This window comes from Thalassobaculum sp. (assembly GCF_040219215.1).
In the GTDB taxonomy this organism is placed as follows: domain Bacteria; phylum Pseudomonadota; class Alphaproteobacteria; order Thalassobaculales; family Thalassobaculaceae; genus Thalassobaculum_A.
In genome coordinates this window covers 12,495-33,781 of the sequence record NZ_JAVJSX010000008.1, presented here as the reverse complement: position 1 = coordinate 33,781, position 21,287 = coordinate 12,495, and the positions used below count along the sequence as shown (strand labels likewise).

Annotated in this window: 22 protein-coding genes and 1 pseudogene; 8 read left to right on the top strand and 15 right to left on the bottom strand. The window is 67.2% G+C overall.

The features are described 5' to 3' along the window. The first annotated feature begins 17 nt into the window (after positions 1–17). From RIC54_RS05460 to RIC54_RS05450, 3 genes are read left to right on the top strand one after another with little or no spacing between them, the layout of a single operon-like run. Positions 18–986, top strand: a complete 969-nt coding sequence (locus RIC54_RS05460) for a magnesium transporter CorA family protein (RefSeq protein ID WP_350085075.1) — start codon at positions 18–20, stop codon at positions 984–986. A gap of 10 nt (positions 987–996) precedes the next feature. After that, positions 997–1,899, top strand: coding sequence for an alpha/beta fold hydrolase (locus tag RIC54_RS05455; protein ID WP_350085073.1), 903 nt, complete (start codon positions 997–999; stop codon positions 1,897–1,899). Between the two features lie 2 nt (positions 1,900–1,901). Next, a complete protein-coding gene (locus RIC54_RS05450; protein ID WP_350085071.1) occupies positions 1,902–3,023 on the top strand; it encodes a 2-methylaconitate cis-trans isomerase PrpF family protein in 1,122 nt (373 codons plus the stop codon). Positions 3,024–3,038: 15 nt separating this feature from the next. Here RIC54_RS05450 and RIC54_RS05445 read toward each other — a convergent pair whose 3' ends face one another. The 5 genes from RIC54_RS05445 to RIC54_RS05425 form a co-directional block, all read right to left on the bottom strand. After that, entirely contained in the window at positions 3,039–4,310 is a 1,272-nt protein-coding gene (locus RIC54_RS05445; RefSeq protein ID WP_350085069.1) for an amidohydrolase family protein, read from the bottom strand. Positions 4,311–4,331: 21 nt separating this feature from the next. Further along, on the bottom strand, positions 4,332–5,276 hold the full coding sequence (locus RIC54_RS05440; protein ID WP_350085067.1) for an ABC transporter permease: 945 nt from the start codon (positions 5,274–5,276) through the stop codon (positions 4,332–4,334). Between the two features lie 10 nt (positions 5,277–5,286). Then, the gene (locus RIC54_RS05435) at positions 5,287–6,336 is read right to left on the bottom strand and encodes an ABC transporter permease (protein WP_350085065.1); all 1,050 of its coding nucleotides are present in this window, start codon (positions 6,334–6,336) and stop codon (positions 5,287–5,289) included. Then, entirely contained in the window at positions 6,333–7,862 is a 1,530-nt protein-coding gene (locus RIC54_RS05430; RefSeq protein WP_350085063.1) for an ABC transporter ATP-binding protein, read from the bottom strand. Before RIC54_RS05430 ends, RIC54_RS05435 begins: the two co-directional genes overlap by 4 nt. 75 nt (positions 7,863–7,937) lie before the next feature. Further along, positions 7,938–8,966 carry a BMP family protein gene (locus RIC54_RS05425; RefSeq protein ID WP_350150836.1) on the bottom strand — a complete coding sequence of 343 codons (1,029 nt, stop codon included), beginning with the start codon at positions 8,964–8,966 and terminating at the stop codon, positions 7,938–7,940. 264 nt (positions 8,967–9,230) lie between these two features. On the opposite strand from RIC54_RS05425, the gene RIC54_RS05420 reads away from it, so the two are divergent. The 3 genes from RIC54_RS05420 to RIC54_RS05410 all read left to right on the top strand — a co-directional run bounded on the left by RIC54_RS05420 (position 9,231) and on the right by RIC54_RS05410 (position 10,467). Next, positions 9,231–9,638, top strand: a complete 408-nt coding sequence (locus RIC54_RS05420) for a DUF3574 domain-containing protein (protein ID WP_350085059.1) — start codon at positions 9,231–9,233, stop codon at positions 9,636–9,638. Between the two features lie 132 nt (positions 9,639–9,770). After that, the gene (locus RIC54_RS05415) at positions 9,771–10,043 is read left to right on the top strand and encodes a TFIIB-type zinc ribbon-containing protein (RefSeq protein WP_350085057.1); all 273 of its coding nucleotides are present in this window, start codon (positions 9,771–9,773) and stop codon (positions 10,041–10,043) included. A gap of 97 nt (positions 10,044–10,140) precedes the next feature. Continuing rightward, positions 10,141–10,467 (top strand): NIPSNAP family protein, encoded by a 327-nt coding sequence (locus RIC54_RS05410; protein WP_007679159.1) that lies wholly within the window; start codon positions 10,141–10,143, stop codon positions 10,465–10,467. Here the strand turns inward: RIC54_RS05410 and rlmJ are convergent. Both rlmJ and RIC54_RS05400 read right to left on the bottom strand, forming a co-directional pair. Beyond that, positions 10,460–11,254 (bottom strand): 23S rRNA (adenine(2030)-N(6))-methyltransferase RlmJ, encoded by a 795-nt coding sequence (gene rlmJ, locus RIC54_RS05405; RefSeq protein ID WP_350085054.1) that lies wholly within the window; start codon positions 11,252–11,254, stop codon positions 10,460–10,462. The genes RIC54_RS05410 and rlmJ overlap by 8 nt on opposite strands. A 38-nt stretch (positions 11,255–11,292) precedes the next feature. Continuing rightward, positions 11,293–13,020, bottom strand: a complete 1,728-nt coding sequence (locus tag RIC54_RS05400; protein WP_350085052.1) for a DEAD/DEAH box helicase — start codon at positions 13,018–13,020, stop codon at positions 11,293–11,295. 419 nt (positions 13,021–13,439) lie between these two features. Between RIC54_RS05400 and RIC54_RS05395 the strand changes: the two genes are divergently transcribed. Both RIC54_RS05395 and RIC54_RS05390 read left to right on the top strand, forming a co-directional pair. Continuing rightward, positions 13,440–14,252, top strand: coding sequence for a DUF4344 domain-containing metallopeptidase (locus tag RIC54_RS05395; protein ID WP_350085050.1), 813 nt, complete (start codon positions 13,440–13,442; stop codon positions 14,250–14,252). A gap of 40 nt (positions 14,253–14,292) precedes the next feature. After that, a complete protein-coding gene (locus tag RIC54_RS05390; protein WP_350085048.1) occupies positions 14,293–15,450 on the top strand; it encodes a TMEM43 family protein in 1,158 nt (385 codons plus the stop codon). Positions 15,451–15,625: 175 nt separating this feature from the next. On the opposite strand, the gene RIC54_RS05385 is transcribed toward RIC54_RS05390, so the two are convergent. The 8 genes and pseudogenes from RIC54_RS05385 to RIC54_RS05350 all read right to left on the bottom strand — a co-directional run bounded on the left by RIC54_RS05385 (position 15,626) and on the right by RIC54_RS05350 (position 21,152). Then, on the bottom strand, positions 15,626–16,402 hold the full coding sequence (locus tag RIC54_RS05385) for an IS5 family transposase (protein ID WP_350085046.1): 777 nt from the start codon (positions 16,400–16,402) through the stop codon (positions 15,626–15,628). A 701-nt stretch (positions 16,403–17,103) separates the two neighbouring features. Continuing rightward, the gene (locus tag RIC54_RS05380) at positions 17,104–17,721 is read right to left on the bottom strand and encodes a hypothetical protein (protein ID WP_350085044.1); all 618 of its coding nucleotides are present in this window, start codon (positions 17,719–17,721) and stop codon (positions 17,104–17,106) included. Between the two features lie 173 nt (positions 17,722–17,894). Continuing rightward, complete coding sequence (locus RIC54_RS05375; RefSeq protein WP_350150970.1) at positions 17,895–18,563, bottom strand: recombinase family protein; 669 nt, start codon at positions 18,561–18,563, stop codon at positions 17,895–17,897. Between the two features lie 31 nt (positions 18,564–18,594). Continuing rightward, complete coding sequence (locus RIC54_RS05370) at positions 18,595–19,356, bottom strand: hypothetical protein (RefSeq protein WP_350150834.1); 762 nt, start codon at positions 19,354–19,356, stop codon at positions 18,595–18,597. Then, positions 19,356–19,856, bottom strand: a complete 501-nt coding sequence (locus tag RIC54_RS05365; RefSeq protein WP_350150832.1) for a hypothetical protein — start codon at positions 19,854–19,856, stop codon at positions 19,356–19,358. The genes RIC54_RS05370 and RIC54_RS05365 overlap by 1 nt, the downstream gene beginning before the upstream one ends. A gap of 33 nt (positions 19,857–19,889) precedes the next feature. Beyond that, the gene (locus RIC54_RS05360) at positions 19,890–20,534 is read right to left on the bottom strand and encodes a tyrosine-type recombinase/integrase (protein WP_350150830.1); all 645 of its coding nucleotides are present in this window, start codon (positions 20,532–20,534) and stop codon (positions 19,890–19,892) included. A 61-nt stretch (positions 20,535–20,595) separates the two neighbouring features. Further along, positions 20,596–20,706, bottom strand: a pseudogene (locus RIC54_RS05355) (hypothetical protein); the annotation flags it as partial. Beyond that, positions 20,703–21,152, bottom strand: a complete 450-nt coding sequence (locus RIC54_RS05350) for a DUF6538 domain-containing protein (RefSeq protein ID WP_350150828.1) — start codon at positions 21,150–21,152, stop codon at positions 20,703–20,705. The pseudogene RIC54_RS05355 and the gene RIC54_RS05350, both read right to left, overlap by 4 nt. Positions 21,153–21,287 lie beyond the last annotated feature (135 nt).

Sequence of the window (21,287 nt, the reverse complement as noted above, 5' to 3'; positions counted from 1 at the left end):
GACCGAAGGAGCCTCGCATGCTCGACGTCTATGTCCGGCACGGCGGCCGTCTGAAGAAGCTGGAGGCCTCGGATTCACTATCGGCCGAGGCGGTGTGGATCGACATGCTCCGCCCGACCGCCGATCAAGAAACGCTGGTCGAGCGGACCATCGGCATCGACGTTCCAACCCACGACGACATGAAGGAGATCGAAGCTTCCAGCCGCTTGTACCAGGAGGACGGCCATCTGTTCATGACCGCAACGGTTCTGTCGCAGACCGAGACCGACCAGCCGGTGGCCCGGCCGATCACCTTCGTGCTGACGCCGACCCATCTGGTGACGATCCGCTACACCGAACCCAAGTCGTTCGAGATCTTCGCCGGGCGGTGCCAACGTCCCGGTCTTGGCGACGACGCAACGTCCACCCTGACCGGCTTGCTCGATGCGGTGATCGACCGCGCCGCCGATACCCTGGAGCGTCTGTCGGTCGAAATGGACACCCTGTCGGCCACGGTCTTCCAGACGGCTGCCGGTGCCGGCCGACCTACCGTCGACTATCAGGACGTCCTGCGTTCCATTGGCCGAAAGGGCGAGCTCAACGCCAAGATCCAGGAGAGCCTGCTGACCATCGGCCGGATCTCCACCTACCTGGAGCAGGCGCTTGCGACCACCAAGGTCGGCAAGGAGACGCGCGGGCGGATCAAGACCCTGGGCCGCGACGTGGTGTCGCTGACCGACCACGCGCACTTCCTGGCGGACCGGGTCACGTTCCTGCTCGACGCGACCCTCGGCATGATCAACATCGAGCAGAACGCCATCATCAAGATCGTGTCGATCGCCACGGTGGTGTTCCTGCCGCCGACCGTCGTCGCGTCGATCTACGGCATGAACTTTCACGCCATGCCCGAGTTGAGCTGGCCGTGGGGTTATCCCTTCGCGCTGGCGCTGATGGCGGTTGCGGCCGTGCTGCCCTATCTGGTCTTCCGCCGTCTTGGCTGGTTATAGGAGAACGCGCATGGCGACGATTCGGCACAGCGTCCATGAAACCCGCGGCTTCAAGACCCATGTGGCGCAAGCCGGAGACGGCCCGCCCCTGCTTCTTCTGCACGGCTGGCCGGAGTTCTGGGCGACCTGGGAGCCGCTGATCGACCGGCTGGCCGACGACTACAGACTGATCGCGCCGGATTTCCGCGGATTCGGCGAGAGCGAGAACCCCAATCCGGAACCCTGCGACCAGACCGGCGCCGACGTGCTGGCCGACGACATCATCGCCCTGCTCGACACTCTTGGCCTGGAACGCGTCTGCATCGTCGGCCACGACGTCGCCAGTTTCGTGATGCAGCGACTGGCGATCCGGTTTCCCGAACGGGTCAGCGGGTTGTTCTTCTTCAACTGCCCGACCACCAGCGTCGGCGCGCGGTGGCGCGCTCCGGACCAGATCCGCGAGATCTGGTACCAGACCTTCCACCAGATGCCCTACGCCGCCGCCCTGGTCGGCGCCTCGCGCGACGCCTGCCGAGCCCATATCGGCCACTTCCTGAAGCACTGGTGCCACCGCAAGGACGCGTTCGACCCCGTGCTGGAGCGCTGGGTGGACAACTTTCTGCGACCCGGCAATCTGCAGGGCGGCTTCAACTGGTACATCTCGGCCAATGCCGGCCGGATGGCGGTGATGGCCGGAACCGCCCCGATGCCGCCGAAGATCGACGTTCCGACCCGGGTGCTCTGGGGTCGCCACGATCCAGTGCTGCGCTCGGCCTGGGCCGATGTCCTGCCGGAACACTTCAGCGACCTCGAGGTCGGTTTCGCCGAAGGCTCCGGACACTTCGTCCACTACGAGGAACCCGATCTCGCCGCCACCGAGATCCGCCGGTTCTTCGCGCGCCTTTCAGCCGCCCTTCCGTCACGGAGCACCTGACGATGACCCAACGCGCGATCCCGGCGGTATTCATGCGCGGCGGCTCCAGCAAGGGGGTGTTCTTCCACGCCCGCGACCTGCCGGCCGATCGCACCGCCCTCGACCCGATCCTGCTGTCGGTGATCGGCAGCCCCGACCCGTATGGCCGCCAGCTCGACGGCATGGGCGGCGGGGTGTCCTCGCTGTCGAAAGGCGTCATCATCGGGCCGCCGACCCGGCCGGATTGCGATGTCGACTACACCTTCGCCCAGGTCGCGGTCGACCGGCCGGTGGTCGACTGGGCCAGCAACTGCGGAAACCTGTCGTCCGCCGTCGGGCCGTTCGCGGTGGACGAGGGCCTGGTTCGGGTCAGCGATGGCGAAGCGCTGGTCCGCATCCATCAGGTCAACACCGCCAAGGTCATCCATGCCCGTTTCCCGGTAGCCGACGGCAAGGCGGCCGTGACCGGCGACTTCGCGATCGCCGGGGTTGCCGGGACCGGTGCGCGCATCCGGCTGGACTTCCTCGATCCCGGTGGGGCCGCCACCGGCGCGTTGCTGCCGACCGGTCGACCGTTGGACCTGTTGAAGGTCCCCAGCGTCGGGTCGGTCGCGGTGACGATGATCGACGCCGCCAATCCGGTCGTGATGCTGGCGGCTCTCGACCTCGGTCTCGACGGAACCGAGCTGCCCGACGCGATTGAGGCGCGCGGCGACATCATGGCCGCCTTGGACGCGATCCGGCGGCACGCGGCGGTCGCCATGGGCATGGCAACCCGGCCCGAGAATGCCGGCCTCGCCATCCCCAAGATCGCCATGCTGTCGGCGCCGGCAGACTACACCACGCTGGACGGCCAGACCCTCCATGCCGAGCAACAGGACGTGGCGATCCGCATGATCTCCATGGAGCGCGCCCACCGCGCTGTGCCGCTCACCGGGGCGATGTGCCTGGGTGTGGCGGCACGGATCGAGGGCACCGTCGCCCACCGCCTGTCGCGGCCGGTCGTCGGCGACGAAGTGCGAGTGGCCAACCCGTCGGGCGTGCTGTCGGTCGGCGCCGAGGTGGAGGGCGGCAATGCCCGAAGTGCGGTGGTGTTCCGCACGGCCCGCCGGCTGATGCAGGGGCAGGTTCTGCTGCCGGGATGAGCCGGGTGGCCACGCCTAGAAATCGAAGCTGACCGTCTCCGTCGCTTCCCCGAGCGTCAGTTCCGTCGTTTCCGGCGCTGTGCGGGCGATCACCCGCCCGCCCCGGATGACGTACAGGCGGGTAGGGCTGAGCCGCAACGCCTCGATCGGGTTGCGGCATTGCAGGACCACCAGGTCGGCGCGGCAGCCGGGCGCCAGGCCATAGCCGTCGAGGCCGAGCGCCTTGGCCCCGTTGGTCGTCACGGCATCGAAACAAGCCAGCATTTCCGCCCGACCGGTCATTTGCCCGACATGCAGGCCCATATGGGCGACCTCCAGCATGTCGTGGCTGCCGAGCGGGTACCACGGGTCCATCACGCAGTCGTGGCCGAAGGCGACGTTCACCCCGGCCGCCATCAGCTCCTTCACCCGGGTCATGCCGCGGCGCTTGGGGTAGGTGTCGTGGCGGCCCTGCAGGGTGATGTTGATCAGCGGGTTGGGGATCGCGTGCAGCCCGGCCTCGGCAATCAGTGGGATCAGCTTGGAGACGTAGTAGTTGTCCATGGAGTGCATGGAGGTCAGGTGCGAGCCGGCGACCCGACCGTGCAGGCCGAGCCGATGGGTCTGCTGGGCCAGGCTCTCCACATGGCGCGACAGCGGGTCGTCGCTCTCGTCGCAATGCATGTCGACGCGCAGGCCGCGCTCGGCCGCGATCTCGCACAGCAGTCGCACCGATTCCGCGCCGTCAGCCATGGTTCGCTCGAAATGCGGGATGCCGCCGACCACGTCGACGCCAAGATCGAGCGCCCGCTCCAGGCTGTCGCATGCGCCCGCCAGACGCAGCACGCCGTCCTGCGGAAAGGCGACCAGTTGCAGGTCGATCCACGGCTTCATCTCCTCGCGCACCTCCAGCAGCGCGCGCACCGCCAGCAGGCTGGGGTCGGAGGTGTCGACATGGCTGCGGATCGCCAGCGTGCCGCGGGCGATCGACCAGCGGCACAGCCGGCGCGCCCGTTCCTTGACCGCGTCGTCCGTCAGGCTCGGCTTCAACTCGCCCCACAGTGCTATGCCTTCCAACAGGGTGCCGGATTCGTTCACCCGCGGCAGGCCGTAGCTGAGGGTCGAATCCATGTGGAAATGCGAATCCACGAACGGCGGGGTGACCAGCCGTCCGTCGACATCGATCTCATCGCGCGCCTGCGCCTCCAGCGCCGGCCGGACCTCGGCGATGCGGCCGTCCTTCACGGCGACGTCCACCGGCTCGCCGCCGGTCGGTAGGGCACAGCGGCGCAGGATCAGGTCGAGCATGATCGGCTCCCCAACAACAGGTCAGTGCCGCTCGCCGCGGCGGTACGGCACCAGCAGGGCCTTGGGATAGCGCGCCCGGCGCGCCATCACCACCATCGCGGCGATGCTGAGCACGTAGGGCAGCATCAGGAAGAACTGGTAGGGAATTGCCCCTCCGGCAAACTGCTGGGCACGGACCTGCAGCGCATCGAGCCCGGCGAACAGCAGCGCGCCAAGCAGTGCCTTGCCCGGACGCCATGACGCGAAGATCACGAGCGCCACGCAGATCCAGCCGCGACCGTTGATCATGCCGAAATAGAAGGCGTCGAACGCCGACATGGTCAGGTAGGCGCCGCCGATCGCCATCAGTGCGGATCCGGCCATCACCGCACCGCAGCGCACCGCCAGCACGTCGATGCCCTGGGCCTCGACCGCGACCGGGTTCTCGCCGGCCATCCGGACCGCCAGGCCGAGCGGCGTGCGGTACAGCACGTACATCACCGCCGGAACCGCCAGGAACGTGGCATAGGTCAACGGGGTGTGGTTCAGGAAGGCGTCGCCGAGAAACGGCAGGTCGCTCACGCCGGGGATCCTGACCTGCTGGAAGCCCTGGATCTTCGGCGGCGTGGTGCTGGACGGCAGCATCATGCGGAACGTGAAGAAGCTCATGGCCGAGGCGAACATGGTCAGCCCGATGCCGGCGACATGCTGGGACAGGCCGAGATAGACCGTAAAGCCGGCGTGGATCAGGCCGAGCGACGCCCCGACGACCGCGGCGAACACCACCCCGCCCCACAGATCGCCGCCCTGGTAAACCCACATCCAGCCGGCCATGGCGCCGGCGGTCATGATGCCCTCGATGCCGAGGTTCAGCACGCCGGCACGCTCGCAGATCAACTCACCCAGCGTACCCAGGATCAGCGGGCAGGCGATCCGGATCATCGCCGCCCAGAACCCGGCCGTCAGGAACACCTCGATCAGGTCCATCAGCCGCCTCCTACCGGAACCGCACGCGGAAACGGACCAGCATCAGGCTGACCAGCACCGCCAGTACCGAGGAGGCGACCAGCACATCGGCGATGTAGGTCGGGATGTTCACCGCCCGGCTCATGGAATCGGCGCCGACATAGATCCCGGCCAGGAACACCGCACTCAGGATCACGCCGATCGGGTGGAGGTTCGCCAGCATGGCGACCGCGATGCCGGCGTAGCCGAAGCCCGGCGACAGGTCGAGGGTGAGGTAGCCCTTCAGCCCGGCGACCTCGCCGACCCCGGCCATCCCCGCCAGTCCGCCGCTCAGCATCGCCACCCGCAGCATGGTCAGGTTCACCGGAATGCCCGCGAACCCCGCCGCCTGCGGATTCAGGCCGACGGCGCGGATCTCGTAGCCCCAGATGCTCCAGCGCATCGCCGCCCAGATCAGGATTGCCGCCGCCAGGCCGACCAGCAGGCCGAGGTGCAAACGGGACTTCGCCAGCAGCACCGGCAGCACGCCTTCGTCGACGATCGGCGCCGCCTGCGGCCAGCCGAGCGACATCGGATCCTTCCACGGTCCTTCCAGCAGGAAGCTGACCAGCAGCAGGATCACGAAGTTCAGCAGCAGGGTCGTCACCACTTCGTCGACCTTGAGCCGGACCTTCAGGAACACGGGCAGCAGCAGCGCGACGCCGCCGGCGACCGCGCCCCCGACGAACAGCAGCGGGATCATCAGTATGGGCGGCAGACTGATCATCCCGGTGCCGAGCCAAGTGGCTGCCAACGCACCACAGTACAGCTGGCCTTCCGCCCCGATGTTCCAGAACTTCGCCCGGAACGCCACCGCGACGGCGAGGCCGGTCAGGATCAGCGGCGTCGAACGGGTCAGGGTTTCGGCGATCCCGAAGCTCGAGCCGAACGCACCGCCCAGCAGCAGGCCGTAGGCTTTCAGCACCGGCTGACCGGTCCACAGGATCAGCACCGAGCACAGGACGAGGGAAGCGACGACAGCCGCGACCGGGGCCATGACCACCAGCCAGAGCGGGGTGTGCTCGCGCGGTTCCAGCGTCATGACGCCATGGCTCCCGCCCCATGCTGCAGGTCGCCCGCCATCATCAGGCCCAGGCGGCGGGCGTCGGCGTCACCGATGTCCAGCGAGGGGCTGGTCCGGCCCGCATGGATCACCACCACCCGGTCGGCAATTGACAGGATCTCGTCGAGATCCTCGGAGATCACCAGCACGCCGGCACCGTCGCGCTTGGCATCCAGCAGGCGCTGGTGCACCGCGGCGATGGCGCCCTCGTCCAGGCCGCGGATCGGCTGGCTGGCCAGGATGAAGCGCGGCGACCGGTCCAGGACCCGCGCCAGGATCAGCTTCTGCATGTTGCCGCCGGACATCAGCCGGGTGGCACCGTCGATGCCGGCGCCGCGGATGTCGAACTGCTCGACCAGCCGGCGGGCGTAGGCCTTGCAGGCGGCGAAGTCGATGATCCGCCCCCAGCGCCACAACGGCGTCTCGCGCAGCCGCTCGCTGATCAGGTTCTCCCACACCGCCAGATCGCCGACCACGCCGGTCGCGTGCCGGTCCTCGGGGATGCGGCCGACCCGGCGGATGATGAATTCGCGGGCGGTGAACCGCCGCACCGGCTCGCCGTCGAGGGTGACGGTGCCGGCGCTCGGCGCCAGGGTGCCGCTCAGCAGGGCGGCAAGCGCCGATTGCCCGTTGCCTGCGACCCCGGCGAGGCCGACGATCTCGCGTTCCCGCACCGTCAGGCTGACCCGGTCGAGCACCGGGTTGCCACCGCGCGGCCCGGCGACGGATACGGCATCGAGCTCGATCACCGCACGGCCCGGATCCAGGTGTTCGGCGCGCGGCCTGGCGACCTTGCGGCCGACCATCATTTCGGCAAGCGACTCCCGGTCGGCGTCGACGGTGGCGACGGTCCCGACCACGGCACCGCGGCGCAGCACCGTCACCCGGTCGCTGACCGCCAGGATCTCGTGCAGCTTGTGGGTGATGAAGATGATCGACAGACCTTGGGCCACCATCGCCTTCAGCGTGTCGAACAGCCGGTCGGATTCCTGCGGCGTCAGCACCGAGGTCGGCTCATCCAGGATCAGGATGCGGGCGTCCCGATACAGGGCCTTGAGGATTTCCACCCGCTGCCGCTCGCCGATCGACAACTCGTCGACCCGTCGGTCGGGATCGACCGTCAGCCCGTATGCCTCGGCCATCTCCACGATGCGGGCCCGCGCCGCCGCGGTGTCCGACCGCCAGGACCACAGTTTCTCGGTGCCGAGGGTTATGTTCTCCAGCACCGTCATGTTGTCGGCCAGCGCGAAGTGCTGGTGCACCATGCCGACCCCGGCGGCGATCGCCGCGCCGGTGTCTCCCGGCGGCAGCGCGCGGCCGTCAACCAGCATCTCGCCCTCGTCGGCCACGTAGTGGCCGAACAGGATGTTCATCAGGGTCGTCTTGCCCGCCCCGTTTTCGCCCAGCAGGGCGAGGATCTCGCCCTCGGCGACCGACAGCGAAATCCCATCGTTGGCGACCAGCGCACCGAACCGCTTGGTGACGCCGCGGATCTCAAGCGCCATATCGACACCCCCAACTCGCCACACCCGGTACAACCGGCTCCCGCAGGGAGAGCCGGCGACCGGTTGGGCGCAACCTCAGAAGGTCGACTTCGGCTCGTTGTCGTTGATCTCAACGGTGAACTTACCGGCCAGGATATCGGCCTGAAGTGCCTTCACCTTGGCCTTGATGTCCGGCGAGATCTTGTCCTCGAACTCGTAGAACGGCGCGAGGCTGGCCCCGCCCTTGGCCATCATCGTCCACTCCTTGTAGTCCTCGGCCTTGAACGTGCCGGCCTTGGTCTGAGCGATCGCGTAGTTGATGGCCGAGGTCATGTCCCACAGCGCCGAGGTCACGACCACGCCGGTGCCGTTCTCATCCTTGTCCATGTCGTTGACGTTGCTGAACGCGCTGATGCCCTTCTCGCGCGCGGCGGAGACCACGCCCGCCCGCTCGGCGTACAGCACGTCGACCCCGGCCTCGACCTGGGCGAACGCTGCTTCCTTGGCCTTCGGCGGATCGTACCAGGACCCGATGAAGTTGACCTTGAACTCGACCTTCGGGTTGACCGAACGGGCGCCCGCCATGAAGGCGTGGAACAGCCGGTTGACCTCGCCGATCGGATAGCCGCCGACCATGCCGATCTTGTTCGACTTGGTCATCGAGCCGGCGATCATCCCCATCAGGTAGCACGGCTCGTGGATGTAGTTGTCGAACACCGCGAAGTTCGAGCCGTGCGGCTTGAACGGGTCGCCCATCAGGAACGCGACCTTCGGATAGTCGTCGGCAACCTTGCGGGCTTCGCGGCTGATGCCGAAGGCCTCGCCGACGATCAGCTTGGCGCCGCCCTCGGCGTACTCGCGCAGCACACGGACATAGTCGGTGTTGGCGACCTTCTCGGAGAACACGTACTCGATCTCGCCGGCCTTGGCCGCCTTGTCGAGCGCCTGATGCAGACGGGCATCCCATTTCTGCTGGATCGGCTGGGTGTAGATCCCCGCCACCTTGATCTTCTCGGCCGCCGTCGCCGGGCCGGCCGCAGCGCTTGCCAGCACACCCGCGCCGAGCAGCAGCGTTCCCACCCGCACCGCCGCCTGGCGCCGCGTCATCATTCCCCAGTCCCGCATCAAAGCCTCCTGTTGCGCTCTTACGATCCCTGCCCGTACCCGGCGTTTCCGTCCCGTCGATCCGGGCGTTTCGCCGCCCGTGATCCGCGTCTTGTGATTGCGCCAACGCCTTTTGACGGCCGCCGGGCATGCCCCTGTTCAGATGGCGGACGCTATCCTGACTGTCTGGTCAACGGTTGTCACGCGGTTGCAGCATTTCCCGGACCTGACCGCGACTCCGGATTCGGGATAGTGTTCGGCGAAGTCAACCGTTGAGAGCCCGACATGCGGATCCTTCTTGCGCTGGTGATCATCTTGCTGCCGCCCGTCGCGGTGAACGCCGCCGAGTGCGGCGGCAACGCCTGGGTCGAAACCACGCTGTATATGGGCCGGGGCCAGCCTGACGGCGGCGTCGTCACGGACACCCAGGTGCAGGCGTTCGTCGACGACATCATCGTGCCGGCGTTCCCCGACGGCTTTACGGTCGCGGATGCCCGCGGCCACTGGCTGGACCGCGCCACCGGGCGAGGCATCGGCGAGACGACGGTGATGCTCATTGTCGCCCACCCGCCGGGCGCCGGATCGGACGCAGCCCTGCAGCGGGTCGCCGACGCCTACATCGCCCGGTTCAACCAGTCGGCGGTGCTGCGCAGCAGCCACCCGGTGTGCGTGACGTTCTACGAGAAGAAGTAGCGGGAGCAAGGTCACGGTATTCGCCGATCGGCTTCGGCGGATCGTCGAGCGGATTGCGGTGCCGGCGGGTTGAATTCCGGTACCCACGACCGCTTATTGGAACCGTCGTGTCGTGCCATCCGGGAGACCGCCATGAAATGCCCCGTCTGTGTCGAAACCGATCTGGTGATGAGCGAGCGCCAGAACGTCGAGATCGACTACTGCCCGAAATGCCGCGGCGTGTGGCTGGACCGCGGTGAACTCGACAAGATCATCGAGCGCAGCGCGACGGAGGCCCCGCCGGCCCCGGCACCGGCCGCCGCTCCCCAGCCGACCTATGGCTACGAGCCGCGCGGCAAGCACCACGGCGGCGGCAAGCACGGCGGTTATCGCCGCAAATCCTGGCTGCAGGAGATCTTCGACTGACCGAATTGGGCTCGCCAGCGCGACCGGATCGCGGCAGGCTCCCGGCGGGTCCGGTTCCGGGCCACGGCAATCCGATGACCAAGGGAGCAAACCAGCCATGATCCATGAACTGCGGGTCTATCACTGCGTGTCCGGCCGGCTTCCGGCCCTGCTGAAGCGGTTCGAGACCATCACCCTGAAAATCTGGGAGAAGCACGGCATCCGGCAGGCCGGGTTCTGGACCGTGCTGATCGGCGAGTCGAACCAGGCTCTTTACTACCTGCTGGAATGGGAATCCCTGGCCGAGCGGGAGACCAAGTGGAACGCCTTCGCCAGCGATCCCGAGTGGCTGGCCAAGCGCGCCGAGACCGAAAAGGACGGGGCGATCGTCGCCCACGTCGCCAACCAGTTCCTGCAGCCGACCGCGTTCTCGTCGGTCAAGTAGCGCCGTCCGAGCGTCCGAACAGCGCCGCCGAGGTCGCCCGCAGGGCCGGCCCGGCGGCGTAGGGCGTGTTGACGCAGAACAGGCCGGAGCCACGCATCCGCAGTGTGCTGCCGGTAAGCCGCGCCTCGTCCCGCCACAGCCGGGGAAGCGGCGCGGCATCCAGCGCCTGCACGAGTTCGCGGTGCAGCCCGGCGTCCAGGATCGGATACCACAGCAGGATCACCGCCTGCGGCCATCGGCGGTGCACCGACAACAGCAGGTCGGCGGCAGCCGCGTACTCGGTCTTCACCTCGTAGCTGGGGTCGATCAGCACCAGACCGCGCCGCGGCACCGGCGGTACCAGGGCCGGCAGGCCCTCGTGGCCGTCGCGGCGGTGAATGTGCACGTCAGGACCGCGGAACCCGCGCTCCAGGGCGGCGTGCTCCCGGGGATGCAACTCCATCAGGTGCATCCGGTCGCCCGGCCGCAGCAGGGCCCGCGCGATCGCCGGCGATCCGGGGTATGCCGCCGGGCCGTGCGCCGCCCGGACACGCTGGACTGCCACGGTCCATGGGTGCTCCTCCGGCAGCGCCCCGCGCGCCAGCACGGCATCGACCCCCTCGCGCGCCTCGCCGGTCTTGCGCGCCTCCGGGGCGGCAAGGTCGTACAGACCCCGCCCGGCATGGCTTTCCAGATAGGACAGCGGCTTGTCCTTGGCGGTCAGCGCCGCCAGAAGCACCGCAAGCGCCGCATGCTTGTGCACGTCGGGCAGGTTTCCCGCGTGGTAGCCGTGCTGATAGGACAGCATGCGCGCTGCCCCCTACGCGGAACGACCGCGCGTCACGGTCACTCCGATCGCGACCGGTGCGGCTTGCTCGGCCGCGCGCCGCCGGCCTTGCGCCCTGCCGCGCCGCCCTTCCATTTCTTCGGACCGGCCGGACGTGGCGGACGGCTGGCGGCGTCAGCCGGTGCCGGCGGCCCGTCCAGCCGGGTGATCTTCACCGTCTCCTCGCCGGTGCCGGCCTCGGCAATCGCCGCGGCGAACCGGTCCGCGACGCTGGCGGTGATCTCCACATGGCTCTCGTTCGGCAGGACGCGGATCGCACCGACCTCGTTCTTGGTCACGTGCCCGGCACGGCAGATCAGCGGCAGCAGCCAGCGCGCCTCGGCCTGGTGCTTGCGGCCGGCGGACACCTTGAACCAGACGCTGCCGGCGAAGTCGTCGCGGGCCTTGCGCGGCGGCTCCGACGACGCGGACGCCACGTCCAGCAGTTCCTCCGGTGCCGGCCGGCTGGCCTGGTGCAGCCGCAGATAGGCGGCCGCCACCTTCTCCGGATCGTGGGTCGCCAGCAGTTCGCGGGCGAACTCCAGCTCCTCCGGCGTCACGTCCTCGGACAGCACCGGATCCTGCATCATGCGCTCGCGGTCGCGCTTGGCGATCGCCTCGGCGTTCGGCGGCGCCACCCAGGCGGCGCGCAGATTGTTGGCCGACTTCAGCAGGCGCTGCACGGCGTGGCGCCGGGTGTGCGGGACGATCAGCACGCTGACCCCCTTGCGACCGGCACGGCCGGTGCGGCCGCTGCGGTGCAGAAGGGTGTCGGAGTTGTTGGGCACGTCGGCGTGCACGACGAGGTCCAGGGTCGGCAGGTCGATGCCGCGCGCCGCCACGTCGGTGGCGACGCACACCCGGGCCCGGCCGTCGCGGATTGCCTGCAGGGCGTGGGTGCGCTCGTTCTGGCTGAGCTCGCCGGACAGCGCCACCACCGAGAACCCGCGGTTGGCGAGCCGGCTGCTGAGGTGCTGAACCGCGATCCGGGTTCCGCAGAACACCATGGCGCTGCGGGCATCGTGAAACAGCAGGGTGTTGACGATGGCGTTGTCACGATCGTTCGGCGCCACCAGATGGGCGCGGTACTCGATGTCGTGGTGCTGGGTGCGCTCGCCGGCGGTCGCCAGACGCACCGCGTTGCGCTGGTAGCGCTTGGCCAGATGGGCGATGGTCGACGGCACGGTGGCCGAGAACATCAGGGTCCGGCGTTCCGACGGGGCCGCGTCCAGAATGTACTCCAGGTCCTCGCGGAACCCGAGATCCAGCATCTCGTCGGCCTCGTCCAGCACCACCGCGCGGATCTTCGACAGGTCGAGCGAGCCGCGCTCGATGTGGTCGCGCAGCCGGCCGGGCGTGCCGATCACCAGATGGGCGCCCGACGACAGCACGTCGCGCTCGCGCCGCATGTCCATGCCGCCGACGCAGGACGCGGTGCGGGCGCCGGTCGGCGCGTACAGCCAGTCGAGCTCGCGGCGAACCTGCAGCGCCAGCTCGCGGGTCGGCGCGACCACCAGGGCCAGCGGCTCCTCGGCGCGTCCGAACCGCTCGGCGTCCTCCAGCAGGGTCGGCGCGATCGCCAGGCCGAACGCCACGGTCTTGCCCGACCCGGTCTGGGCCGACACCAGCAGGTCGGCGCTCGACACCTCGGCCGCCAGTACCGAGGCCTGAACCGGCGTCGGGGTCTCGTAGCCCTGCGCGGCCAGCGCACCGGCCAGCGCCGGATGGGCGTTCTCAAAAGCGTTCATCGCGCGGGCCTCGGGTCGTAGCAACGGGTATGGCGGGCGTTATGACACAGCCGGCGCCTTCCGAAACGCCGTTTGTGAACCACCGGGGGCATCGGCGCCGTCATGGCGCCGCTCGATCATCCCGGCGTGCGGCGGACGCGCGTACCGCTTCCACAGGAACACTCCCTGTACCAGCGCGCCGTCATCGTGCCCGGATTTGTGCGCACCGTGTACCATAACACGTTCCGGATGCCGCCGCGCTGAAGCGACGCAGGCTCCGGGGGCGCCCTGTTTGGCGCCTCCGGACGATGAGGGCGCTTGCGGGCCGGACGCAAGACGCCGATGCTCTGGTGGTGCCGTCGCGGGGCCGGGGCCAGCGACTCCGCCTCACAAGGGCGGTACGTGGCCACCGCAGCGACCGCGCCCGTGGGGGTGTCTGGATGCGTGGCTTTGTCCGGCTGGCAGCGCTGGTCGCGTTCCTGGTGTGGGTTCAGGCCCCGGCGGTTCACGCCAAGGGCAAGGCCGCGGAGCCGTCGGAAGACTTCGCCGTCTTCGTCATCGGCAACACCGTGTTCACGCTCTACCACGAGTTCGGGCACGCCCTGATCGACAAGCTGGAGATCCCGGTCCTCGGCCGCGAGGAGGATGCGGTCGACAGCCTGGCGGTGCTGATGATGCTGCCGGACGGGGACGATCCGGACGCCGATGCGTTGATCCTGGCGGCGGCGGACGGCTACGCCATGGCCCACGACCAGGCGGAACCCGACGACCTCGCGTTCTGGGACGAGCACTCGCTGGACATCCAGCGCTACGCGGCGGTCAACTGCCTGATCTTCGGCAGCGACCCCGATGGCTTCGCAGAGCTGGCCCGCATCGTCGAGATGCCGGACGAGCAGCAGGAACGCTGCCCCGGGATCTATGAACAGACCTACGACAGCTGGGCCGCCCTGCTCGACCCGTACTTCCGGGAGGAGGGCCAGGCCGGCGGCGGCAGGATCCACCTCCGCTTCAAGCGGCCGGGAAAGGGCATCGAGCCCGGCCTGGTCACTCTGCTGAAGCGGTCCGACGCCCTGCGCGAGGCGGTCGAAACCGTGGCCGAGACCTTCGTTCTGCCGGGCGATTTCGACGTGGTGTTCGAGTCCTGCGACGACAGCAACGCCTACTACGATCCGGAAACCGGAAACGTGACGGTCTGCTACGAGCTGGTCGCGTATTTCGCGGCGCTCTTCATCAACGATGCGGCGGCACGCTAGCCACCACACGGCCCGACGCCGCCCTGGAGGGGGTCTCACGATGGATGAATTCCGGGAAGTCATCCGCAAGTCCTGGGGCGAGCGGCTGGGCGGCGCCTTCGTCGGCGTGGTGATCGGCCTGCTGATGTTCGTCCTGTCGTTTCCCGTCCTGTGGTGGAACGAGGGGCGGTCGGTCGACCGCGCCAGGACCCTTGCGGAAGGCCTCGAGCTGGTGATCCCGGTCGCCGCGGACCCGGTCGATCCGGCCCACGACAAGGGCCTGATCCACATCTCCGACCGGGCGGTCGGCGATGGGCCGCTCGACGACCCGGCGTTCGGCCTGTCGGTCGACGCGCTGAAGGTGAAGCGCGTGGTCGAGATGTACCAGTGGATCGAGGAGAAGGAAGAGCGGACGGTCAAGGAGGCCGGCGGCAGCGAACGCACCGAGACCACCTATCGCTACCACCGGGAGTGGTCGGACCGTGCCGTCGATTCCGCCCGGTTCCGCATCGCCGAGGGCCACCGCAATCCGGCCGCCCTGCCCTTCGCCCCGCTGGCGCTGGTCGCCCCGCGCATTTCGATCGGTGCCTTCGCGCTGACCCGCGATTTCGTCTCCCAGATCGACGACTATCGGGAACTGCCGGTCAGCGATGCCGTGTACGCCGGCGCGCCCGAAAACGTCCGCGGCCGGTTCCAGCTGTCCGCCGGCCGCTTCCACCAGGGCGATCCGGCCGCCCCGCAGATCGGCGACGTCCGGGTCGGCTTCCTGGCGATTCACCCCCAGGAGATCGGCGTGGTCGGCCGGCAGTCCGGCAACCGGATCGAGCCGTATCGCACCAGGACCGGCGAAATCGCCCTCCTGCGGATGGGCGGCGGCAGCGCCGACTCCCTGTTCGCCGATGCCCGCGACGAGAACACCCTGATCACCTGGGGGATCCGCCTGGGCGGGTTCGCGGCGATGTGGATCGGCCTCGCCCTGCTGTTCGGCCCGATCAAGATCCTGGCGGACGTGCTGCCGGTTCTCGGGACCATCGTCGGCGCGGGCTTCGCGATGGTGGCCGGCCTCGCCGCGGTCGCGTTGAGCGCGGTGACGATCGGGCTGGCCTGGCTGGCCTACCGCCCGCTGATCGGCATCGGCCTGCTGGCCGTCGCCGCGGCCGCGATGCTCGCAAGCGCCTACCTGGCCCGCCGGAAACGCCAACTTGCCGGACCGGCATAGGAGGCTGGCCCGGGCGGCTGGTGTAATGAGGCAGTGGCGGGGAGCGTGGGATCCTCAGGAAAATCCCTTAAAATACTGAAAAAAAATGAAATTTTGGATCGACTTGAACCACTCTGGTCGCTTTACCAGCGTGGTACACGAGGCCCGTGGTAGGTGAACCCTGAGCAGACCTCGACTAGGCCACGGACTCATAAGCGCGGATCCAAATTCGTGATGCGGCGAGTTTGACGAGGGCGAGATAGTTGGCGTCGTGCTTCTCGTATCGGGTTGCGACGGCCCTGAAGTGTTTGAGCTTGCTGAAGAAGCGCTCTACCAGGTTGCGGTATCGATAGAGGAAGGCGCTGAAGGCGGGAACGTTTCTGCGTCTCGGCATCGGCTTGATGTTGGCCCAGGCACCGCGCTCTGCGAGTGCCGCTCGCAGAGCGTCGCTGTCGTAGGCGCGATCGGCGAGCAGGATCTGGCCGTTGCCGAGGCCATCGAGCATGTCGGCGGCACTGCGGCCATCATGGGCCTGGCCTTCGCTCAGCTTGAGGGTGATCGGCAAGCCGTTGGCATCGACCAGAGCATGGATCTTGGTGGTCAGTCCGCCTCGTGAGCGCCCCATGCAGCGGGCGTGAGTTCCGTCCCCAGGGGCGGCATCGGCGTGTTGGTGAACCCGGATCGAGGAACTGTCCACCATCTGCAGATCACCGTCGTAGGCCGCCGAGACCGCCGCGAAGATCCGATCCCACACACCGAGCTTCCGCCACCGCACGAACCGGTTGTAGCAGGTCGTCGACGGACCATAGCGCTCCGGGATGTCGGCCCACGGCGAGCCCGTCCGAAGCCGCCAGTAAATCCCATTCAGAACCCTACGGTCGTCGACCCGAGGCACCCCGCGCGGCTTGTTCGGCAACAGCGGCTCGATGATCGACCACTCGAAGTCGCTCAACTCGTAACGTCGTGCAGCCATTCAAGATCCTCCCAGGACCTTGAATCAGAAACACCCACTTCTGGGAATCCCATTTATGAGTTTATCACCTAGGGAGGAGCGAGCTCGGGGCCGGGGGAAGTCGGTGCCGCCCGTCAGGACGAATGCCGCCGTAGATCGCGACGGAAAAATCATTCATCCCGGCCCCGGGCCTGAGAGACTCCGTAGCGCCCGCAGGAGCGCCGCTGACAGCCTTGTTTCCCTCGGGTGCCCCTCTCTCCTTCCTGGCGACGAAAGCCTTTGGCCGTCAGCGAGCCCCTTAGCGCGATTGTGGTGGCGACGCCCCCGCCGCTCTAGACACAGCACTAAAACAGGAGGGCGCATACTGGCGCCCTGCCATGCGGCGAGGGGTGCGGCGCCCCGGTGAGCGGTGCTGAAGTCCGCAGGATCCCGCCGCTGCATTTTGACGGACATCCATGGAGAAGACCCCTCAGTCGGTCCAAAGCTTAGACCAAGGTCCTCCACGTTCCTCCGGCTCTCCTAGGTCGGACCTAGGCGGCCCATGGTCGGCCATGGCGGATAGGTTAACAGGGCACTGATCTACTCGATACTCCCCCTCAAAGAGGTTGTGTACGGTCCTTGGCCACACCCTATCGACCGTGGTCGCCAAGCCGGTTTCTTCCCCATGGATGTCCATCTAAGGCGAGTGGCTAGGCGCGTCCGTAGGTGTCACGCGTCTGCGGCTATGGCTCAATGCAGAGAACCTGGGCCAGTTCTTCCATCCGCTGCGCATGTTCGGGAGACGGATCTCGGCGCCCGTTTCTGTATTGGTGCCAGATCGCTACCGCTTCCAGATAGTTCTGCGCAGTGCCATGGTCTAGTGCGCCGTCTGCGGTAAGGGAATTGACTAGATCACGGTATCTGCGTCGGTCGATCCGTCCATACTTGGCTCTAGTTCGTCCGTCGATTTCCGGGTAGGCGGCGAGCCGCTCAAGGCTATCCCGAATCGAATGCCAGTTGTCGCGAAGCGCGTCCCGGGTCGCGGCTTGCCCGGCGTTTTCAAGTTCTTCGGACGTTGCTGCCTCAAGGTCACCAATGCTCCCACGGAGCTGGCCGAGGATTTCCATCGTGCTGGATAGGCTGTCCCATACTCCCTGTAGGGTCTCCTCGGTTCTAAGGCGGTGGTCCCGGATCAAGTTGTCCGACTCGTCTATGGCGCTCTTGAGGTCCTTCACTTTGCCGCTGAAGAGCCACCACCCGAGAAGCACGCCGAATGCAGCGGCAGCTAGCGTGAGGATGCCGGAGACGATCGTCGCCTGTGGCAACGTCACGGTCGCCCAAGAGTCAGTCAGCCACTGCACGTTCCACTCCTCGCTAGATCGTTCAAAAGTAGTCGCAGGAAATCGCGCTTGCAATCAAACATCGTAGGAGGTGGTGACGCTCGTGACCTGGGGATACCCTATCCGCAGTTCACGTACTTGATCCAGTTCTCGGCGCCCTGGTCGAAGACGGGGTCGACGGTCAGGAGGCACGCTCAGGACTCGTTTGACGGCCGTGGGCGTCCATGCCCGGCCTCCCCCCCCGGGGGGGGGGGGGGGGGGGGGGGGTAGTGTACCCCTGGGCCTCCAGCCAGCGAGCAGCCGCCCTGAGGCTTCCTGGGCGACCATGGCCTCCCGCACAGTCTCAGCCATGTCCGAGGCATAGGCGTCAGCGCGCTCCTGGCGGGCCTGGGCGGCCAAGGCTGCGCGGGCTTCTTGCTTGCCGCCGCGATAGCCACCGAGGCGCGTCCCCGCGCCCTGGCGGCGCTCAGGGCGGCATTGGTGCGCTCGGAGATCAGCCCTCGCTCCAGCTCGGCGACGGCGGCGAACTGCTGGAGCATGAAGCGCCCGGCGGCCCCGGTCGGCAGCTCGGGTAGCTCGGCGAAGCGGAGATCCACTCCCTGGTCCAGGACGTCGAGGAACAAGCGGACGTCCCGGGCCAGTCGGTCGATTTTTGCGACGACCAGGGGGAGATCCCGGCGGCGGGCCTCCGCGATGGCGCGGCGCAGCTCCGGCCGGTCGGCCTTCTTGCCGCTCTCGAGCTCGGTGAACTCGGCGACCGGCGGGTAGCCCTCCCCCAGGAAGGCCCGAACCTTCTCCCGCTTCGCGTCGAGCCCGAGGCCACTGCGGCCCTGGCGATCGGTCGAGACCCGGAAGTAGGCAATGGCCCCATCCGCCTCAGGCGATGCATAGGTTCTAGGCCGCTGCTGCCAGCTGCTCTAGGACCGAGTCCGGAGCGTCCTCCTCGATGACGCGTGCTGCTGCCGAGAGGACTCCAAGCTTGGTCCCCAGAGCGGCCTTCCTCCTGACCACAGCTACCCGGCCGGGGGCGTCTTCGAGTTGGGAGATGTCGTAGAACTTCGTGACTGCCGATGCGATGGAGATGTGGTTGGCCGTCACCGGCTCGAAAATGGCCTGATGTTGGTTGACTGACACCAGGGTGGCGACAGGCCATGTCGTCGTTGATGCACCAAGGACCTCAGCGTCTCGTGTCACTCTCGCCCTAGTGAACACGTTGACTAGTCGACGGTATAGCCGGTCGGTCGCATCCTCATGGCGCTTCTCTGATAGCTTTTGGGCGGTGAGCTGCACGGCCTCCATAGAACACGTAGCAACGGTGGCTATTGCTCCTGGTAGCCGCGACCGATCCACGCGCACGAGGAAGAACGCCCGGTGGTCAAACCCCACTCCCGCTCGCTCAGCCACGTGGGGGGCGGTGCGCGCAAACGTCGACGCGCCTCCCATCATGTCAGCTTCGACCTGGCCCTGACCAAGGTCGGACACGAGGAAGCCACCCCGGTCAGGTGTGATGCAGACAACGACCGACGAGCCGCTGGGGTAGAGACCGGCGGTCTTCAGGTAGGCGGCCTCCCCGCTATAGTCGACACGGTGCAAGGAGGCCGCAGCCTCGTCGACTATAGCTCGGAAACCTGCGCTAGTACTCGTTAGGCTCAGCATCAGAATAGCCCTGGCTCCCACGGCGGAGCGGGGATCGCCGCCGCCCCTTCAATCTTAAAGTAGTCCGCCACACAGTCCAGCAAGGCCTCGAAGCTCGCGGGCTCTTCGTTCAAGTCCTGAGCAATTGGCAGATTATCCCGCAGCATGTGGTCCACTCCCAGCTCCCAGTTCGCCGCGAAGGGGTGAATATGAGAGCCCCGGATCTCCAGCAACCTGAGGTCCTCCGGACCGATGTTTTTGTTCGTGTGTGGAACCCGGGGGCGCCAGTCGATCCTCGTGAAGGGACCGCGTCGACGGCCCGGGAACTCGAACTCCAACTGGAACGAGACATGGTGATCCACATCCTGAGCATCAGCCTGTCCCCGAAGCCACAGACCTTCCTGAGTGACGCCATTGATGTCCAACGGCACCACAAGCCGAAAGGTTTCTCCGTGAACCTTCCAGTCGGGTGGGACTGCAAGAGTCTTCGGCGTAGCAATCAGGGTCGGCAGCTGGTCCAATGAGCCCCCCAGCGATTCGTTCCACCTGATAGCCTAGTCGGAAGTTGGGGGCCTGAGCCACTCCTCCCGGATATGGCGCGACACTTCCTCCTGCGCCTTTCTGAGCTGGGCCACCGACTTCCCCTCGGAGTAGACCTGGGTCGCTAGGTTGGGCTTCTTGTGCCCCATCAGTTCGCAGTGAGTGTACTGGTGAAGGCCGACCTGCTCGCACGCTGTGGAGTAGGAGGGGCGCAGGGAGTGAAAGGTCGCGTTCTCCGGGTCACCAAGCACCTTGTCGATCCAACGGTTGACCCGCTTCTGGACGTTCCAGGACCGCTTCTTGTCGGGGCCGCCCGGCTTGAGGCCCGGAATTAGCCAGCCCTCTCCGGTAGCCCGACGTTCAACGACCTCCCGGACGTCCTCAGGGATCGGGAGCCAACGAGCCGCTGCATCACTCTTCCCCTCTCGGATGCGCAACCCACCGTCCACCACGTCATCCACGGTGAGGGAGCAGATCTCATTGACCCGCGCTCCGGTGAACAGGCTCAGCCAGATCAGGTCGATCAGGACCCGGTCCTTCGACTTGGACGCCAACAGCTTTCGAAGCTCCCCCGGGTTCGAACGCTCGGACGTCACGCTGCCCTTGGCGTAGCTCGGCGTTTCGTAGGGCTTGTTGGAGCCATGGGTTGGCATCCGCATGGCCGCGACGCACAGCCCAGCGCCAGAGACCCGAGAGGCTAGAGATCTTGCGGGTGACGGTCTTGCCCGATGCCTTTGACTTCAGGAGATAGCCCGTCACGAACTCCCCGGCGTGCCACCGCGAGACGTCTCGCAAAAAGAGTTCGCCTAGATGGCCGACGCGCTCGTTCACTGATGAACGGTGCTGCTGAGCCGTCTGCTTTGTGTAGTTGGTCGCTCTGCCAGCCAGCGATCCACCGCCTCGGATATCGGCAGCCCCCTGCCCGTCGCAACGTCATACCAGCGCTTGGCAGCAGCCGTCCCGGCCTTGGACTCCATATCTTCGGCCACCCAGCCCGCCGCACTTTCTAGGCCCTCGCGCTCCTCCGGGTCGCGAAGGGCCGCCAAGGCGCGAGCATTGACCAACGCCTCCTCGACGTCGGGGACATGTCCGCACTGGCGAAAGCTCGCCTGGATCTGCGCCACCATGGGCCAGCGAAGACGTTGGCCTTCGGACAGGCAACGGGTTCCCAGGGCCTTGAAGATCTCGCGCTTTCCGAGCTGTTTCTGCAGTTCCTTGGGAACCACGACGCGCACGTACCACGACCGGCCGCGCTGCTTCAAATAGGCGCCGTCCATTACCTCGTCCTCCTCCTCGGACTTGTACCGTTCAGGTACAGCGTCGGAATGGGGCAAGATCAGAAAACCTTTTTATTTCAGCTTCTTAAAAGGAATGGCGGAGAGGGTGGGATTCGGAGGCCATAGCGATTATAT

What these genes read in the sequence shown, in the direction of transcription:
- RIC54_RS05460 (WP_350085075.1), top strand. Translation starts at nt 18, where the DNA reads ATGCTCGACGTCTATGTCCGGCACGGCGGCCGTCTGAAGAAGCTGGAG.
- RIC54_RS05455 (WP_350085073.1), top strand. Translation starts at nt 997, where the DNA reads ATGGCGACGATTCGGCACAGCGTCCATGAAACCCGCGGCTTCAAGACC.
- RIC54_RS05450 (WP_350085071.1), top strand. Translation starts at nt 1,902, where the DNA reads ATGACCCAACGCGCGATCCCGGCGGTATTCATGCGCGGCGGCTCCAGC.
- RIC54_RS05445 (WP_350085069.1), bottom strand. Translation starts at nt 4,310, where the DNA reads ATGCTCGACCTGATCCTGCGCCGCTGTGCCCTACCGACCGGCGGCGAG.
- RIC54_RS05440 (WP_350085067.1), bottom strand. Translation starts at nt 5,276, where the DNA reads ATGGACCTGATCGAGGTGTTCCTGACGGCCGGGTTCTGGGCGGCGATG.
- RIC54_RS05435 (WP_350085065.1), bottom strand. Translation starts at nt 6,336, where the DNA reads ATGACGCTGGAACCGCGCGAGCACACCCCGCTCTGGCTGGTGGTCATG.
- RIC54_RS05430 (WP_350085063.1), bottom strand. Translation starts at nt 7,862, where the DNA reads ATGGCGCTTGAGATCCGCGGCGTCACCAAGCGGTTCGGTGCGCTGGTC.
- RIC54_RS05425 (WP_350150836.1), bottom strand. Translation starts at nt 8,966, where the DNA reads ATGCGGGACTGGGGAATGATGACGCGGCGCCAGGCGGCGGTGCGGGTG.
- RIC54_RS05420 (WP_350085059.1), top strand. Translation starts at nt 9,231, where the DNA reads ATGCGGATCCTTCTTGCGCTGGTGATCATCTTGCTGCCGCCCGTCGCG.
- RIC54_RS05415 (WP_350085057.1), top strand. Translation starts at nt 9,771, where the DNA reads ATGAAATGCCCCGTCTGTGTCGAAACCGATCTGGTGATGAGCGAGCGC.
- RIC54_RS05410 (WP_007679159.1), top strand. Translation starts at nt 10,141, where the DNA reads ATGATCCATGAACTGCGGGTCTATCACTGCGTGTCCGGCCGGCTTCCG.
- rlmJ (WP_350085054.1), bottom strand. Translation starts at nt 11,254, where the DNA reads ATGCTGTCCTATCAGCACGGCTACCACGCGGGAAACCTGCCCGACGTG.
- RIC54_RS05400 (WP_350085052.1), bottom strand. Translation starts at nt 13,020, where the DNA reads ATGAACGCTTTTGAGAACGCCCATCCGGCGCTGGCCGGTGCGCTGGCC.
- RIC54_RS05395 (WP_350085050.1), top strand. Translation starts at nt 13,440, where the DNA reads ATGCGTGGCTTTGTCCGGCTGGCAGCGCTGGTCGCGTTCCTGGTGTGG.
- RIC54_RS05390 (WP_350085048.1), top strand. Translation starts at nt 14,293, where the DNA reads ATGGATGAATTCCGGGAAGTCATCCGCAAGTCCTGGGGCGAGCGGCTG.
- RIC54_RS05385 (WP_350085046.1), bottom strand. Translation starts at nt 16,402, where the DNA reads ATGGCTGCACGACGTTACGAGTTGAGCGACTTCGAGTGGTCGATCATC.
- RIC54_RS05370 (WP_350150834.1), bottom strand. Translation starts at nt 19,356, where the DNA reads ATGCTGAGCCTAACGAGTACTAGCGCAGGTTTCCGAGCTATAGTCGAC.
- RIC54_RS05360 (WP_350150830.1), bottom strand. Translation starts at nt 20,534, where the DNA reads ATGCGGATGCCAACCCATGGCTCCAACAAGCCCTACGAAACGCCGAGC.
- RIC54_RS05350 (WP_350150828.1), bottom strand. Translation starts at nt 21,152, where the DNA reads ATGGACGGCGCCTATTTGAAGCAGCGCGGCCGGTCGTGGTACGTGCGC.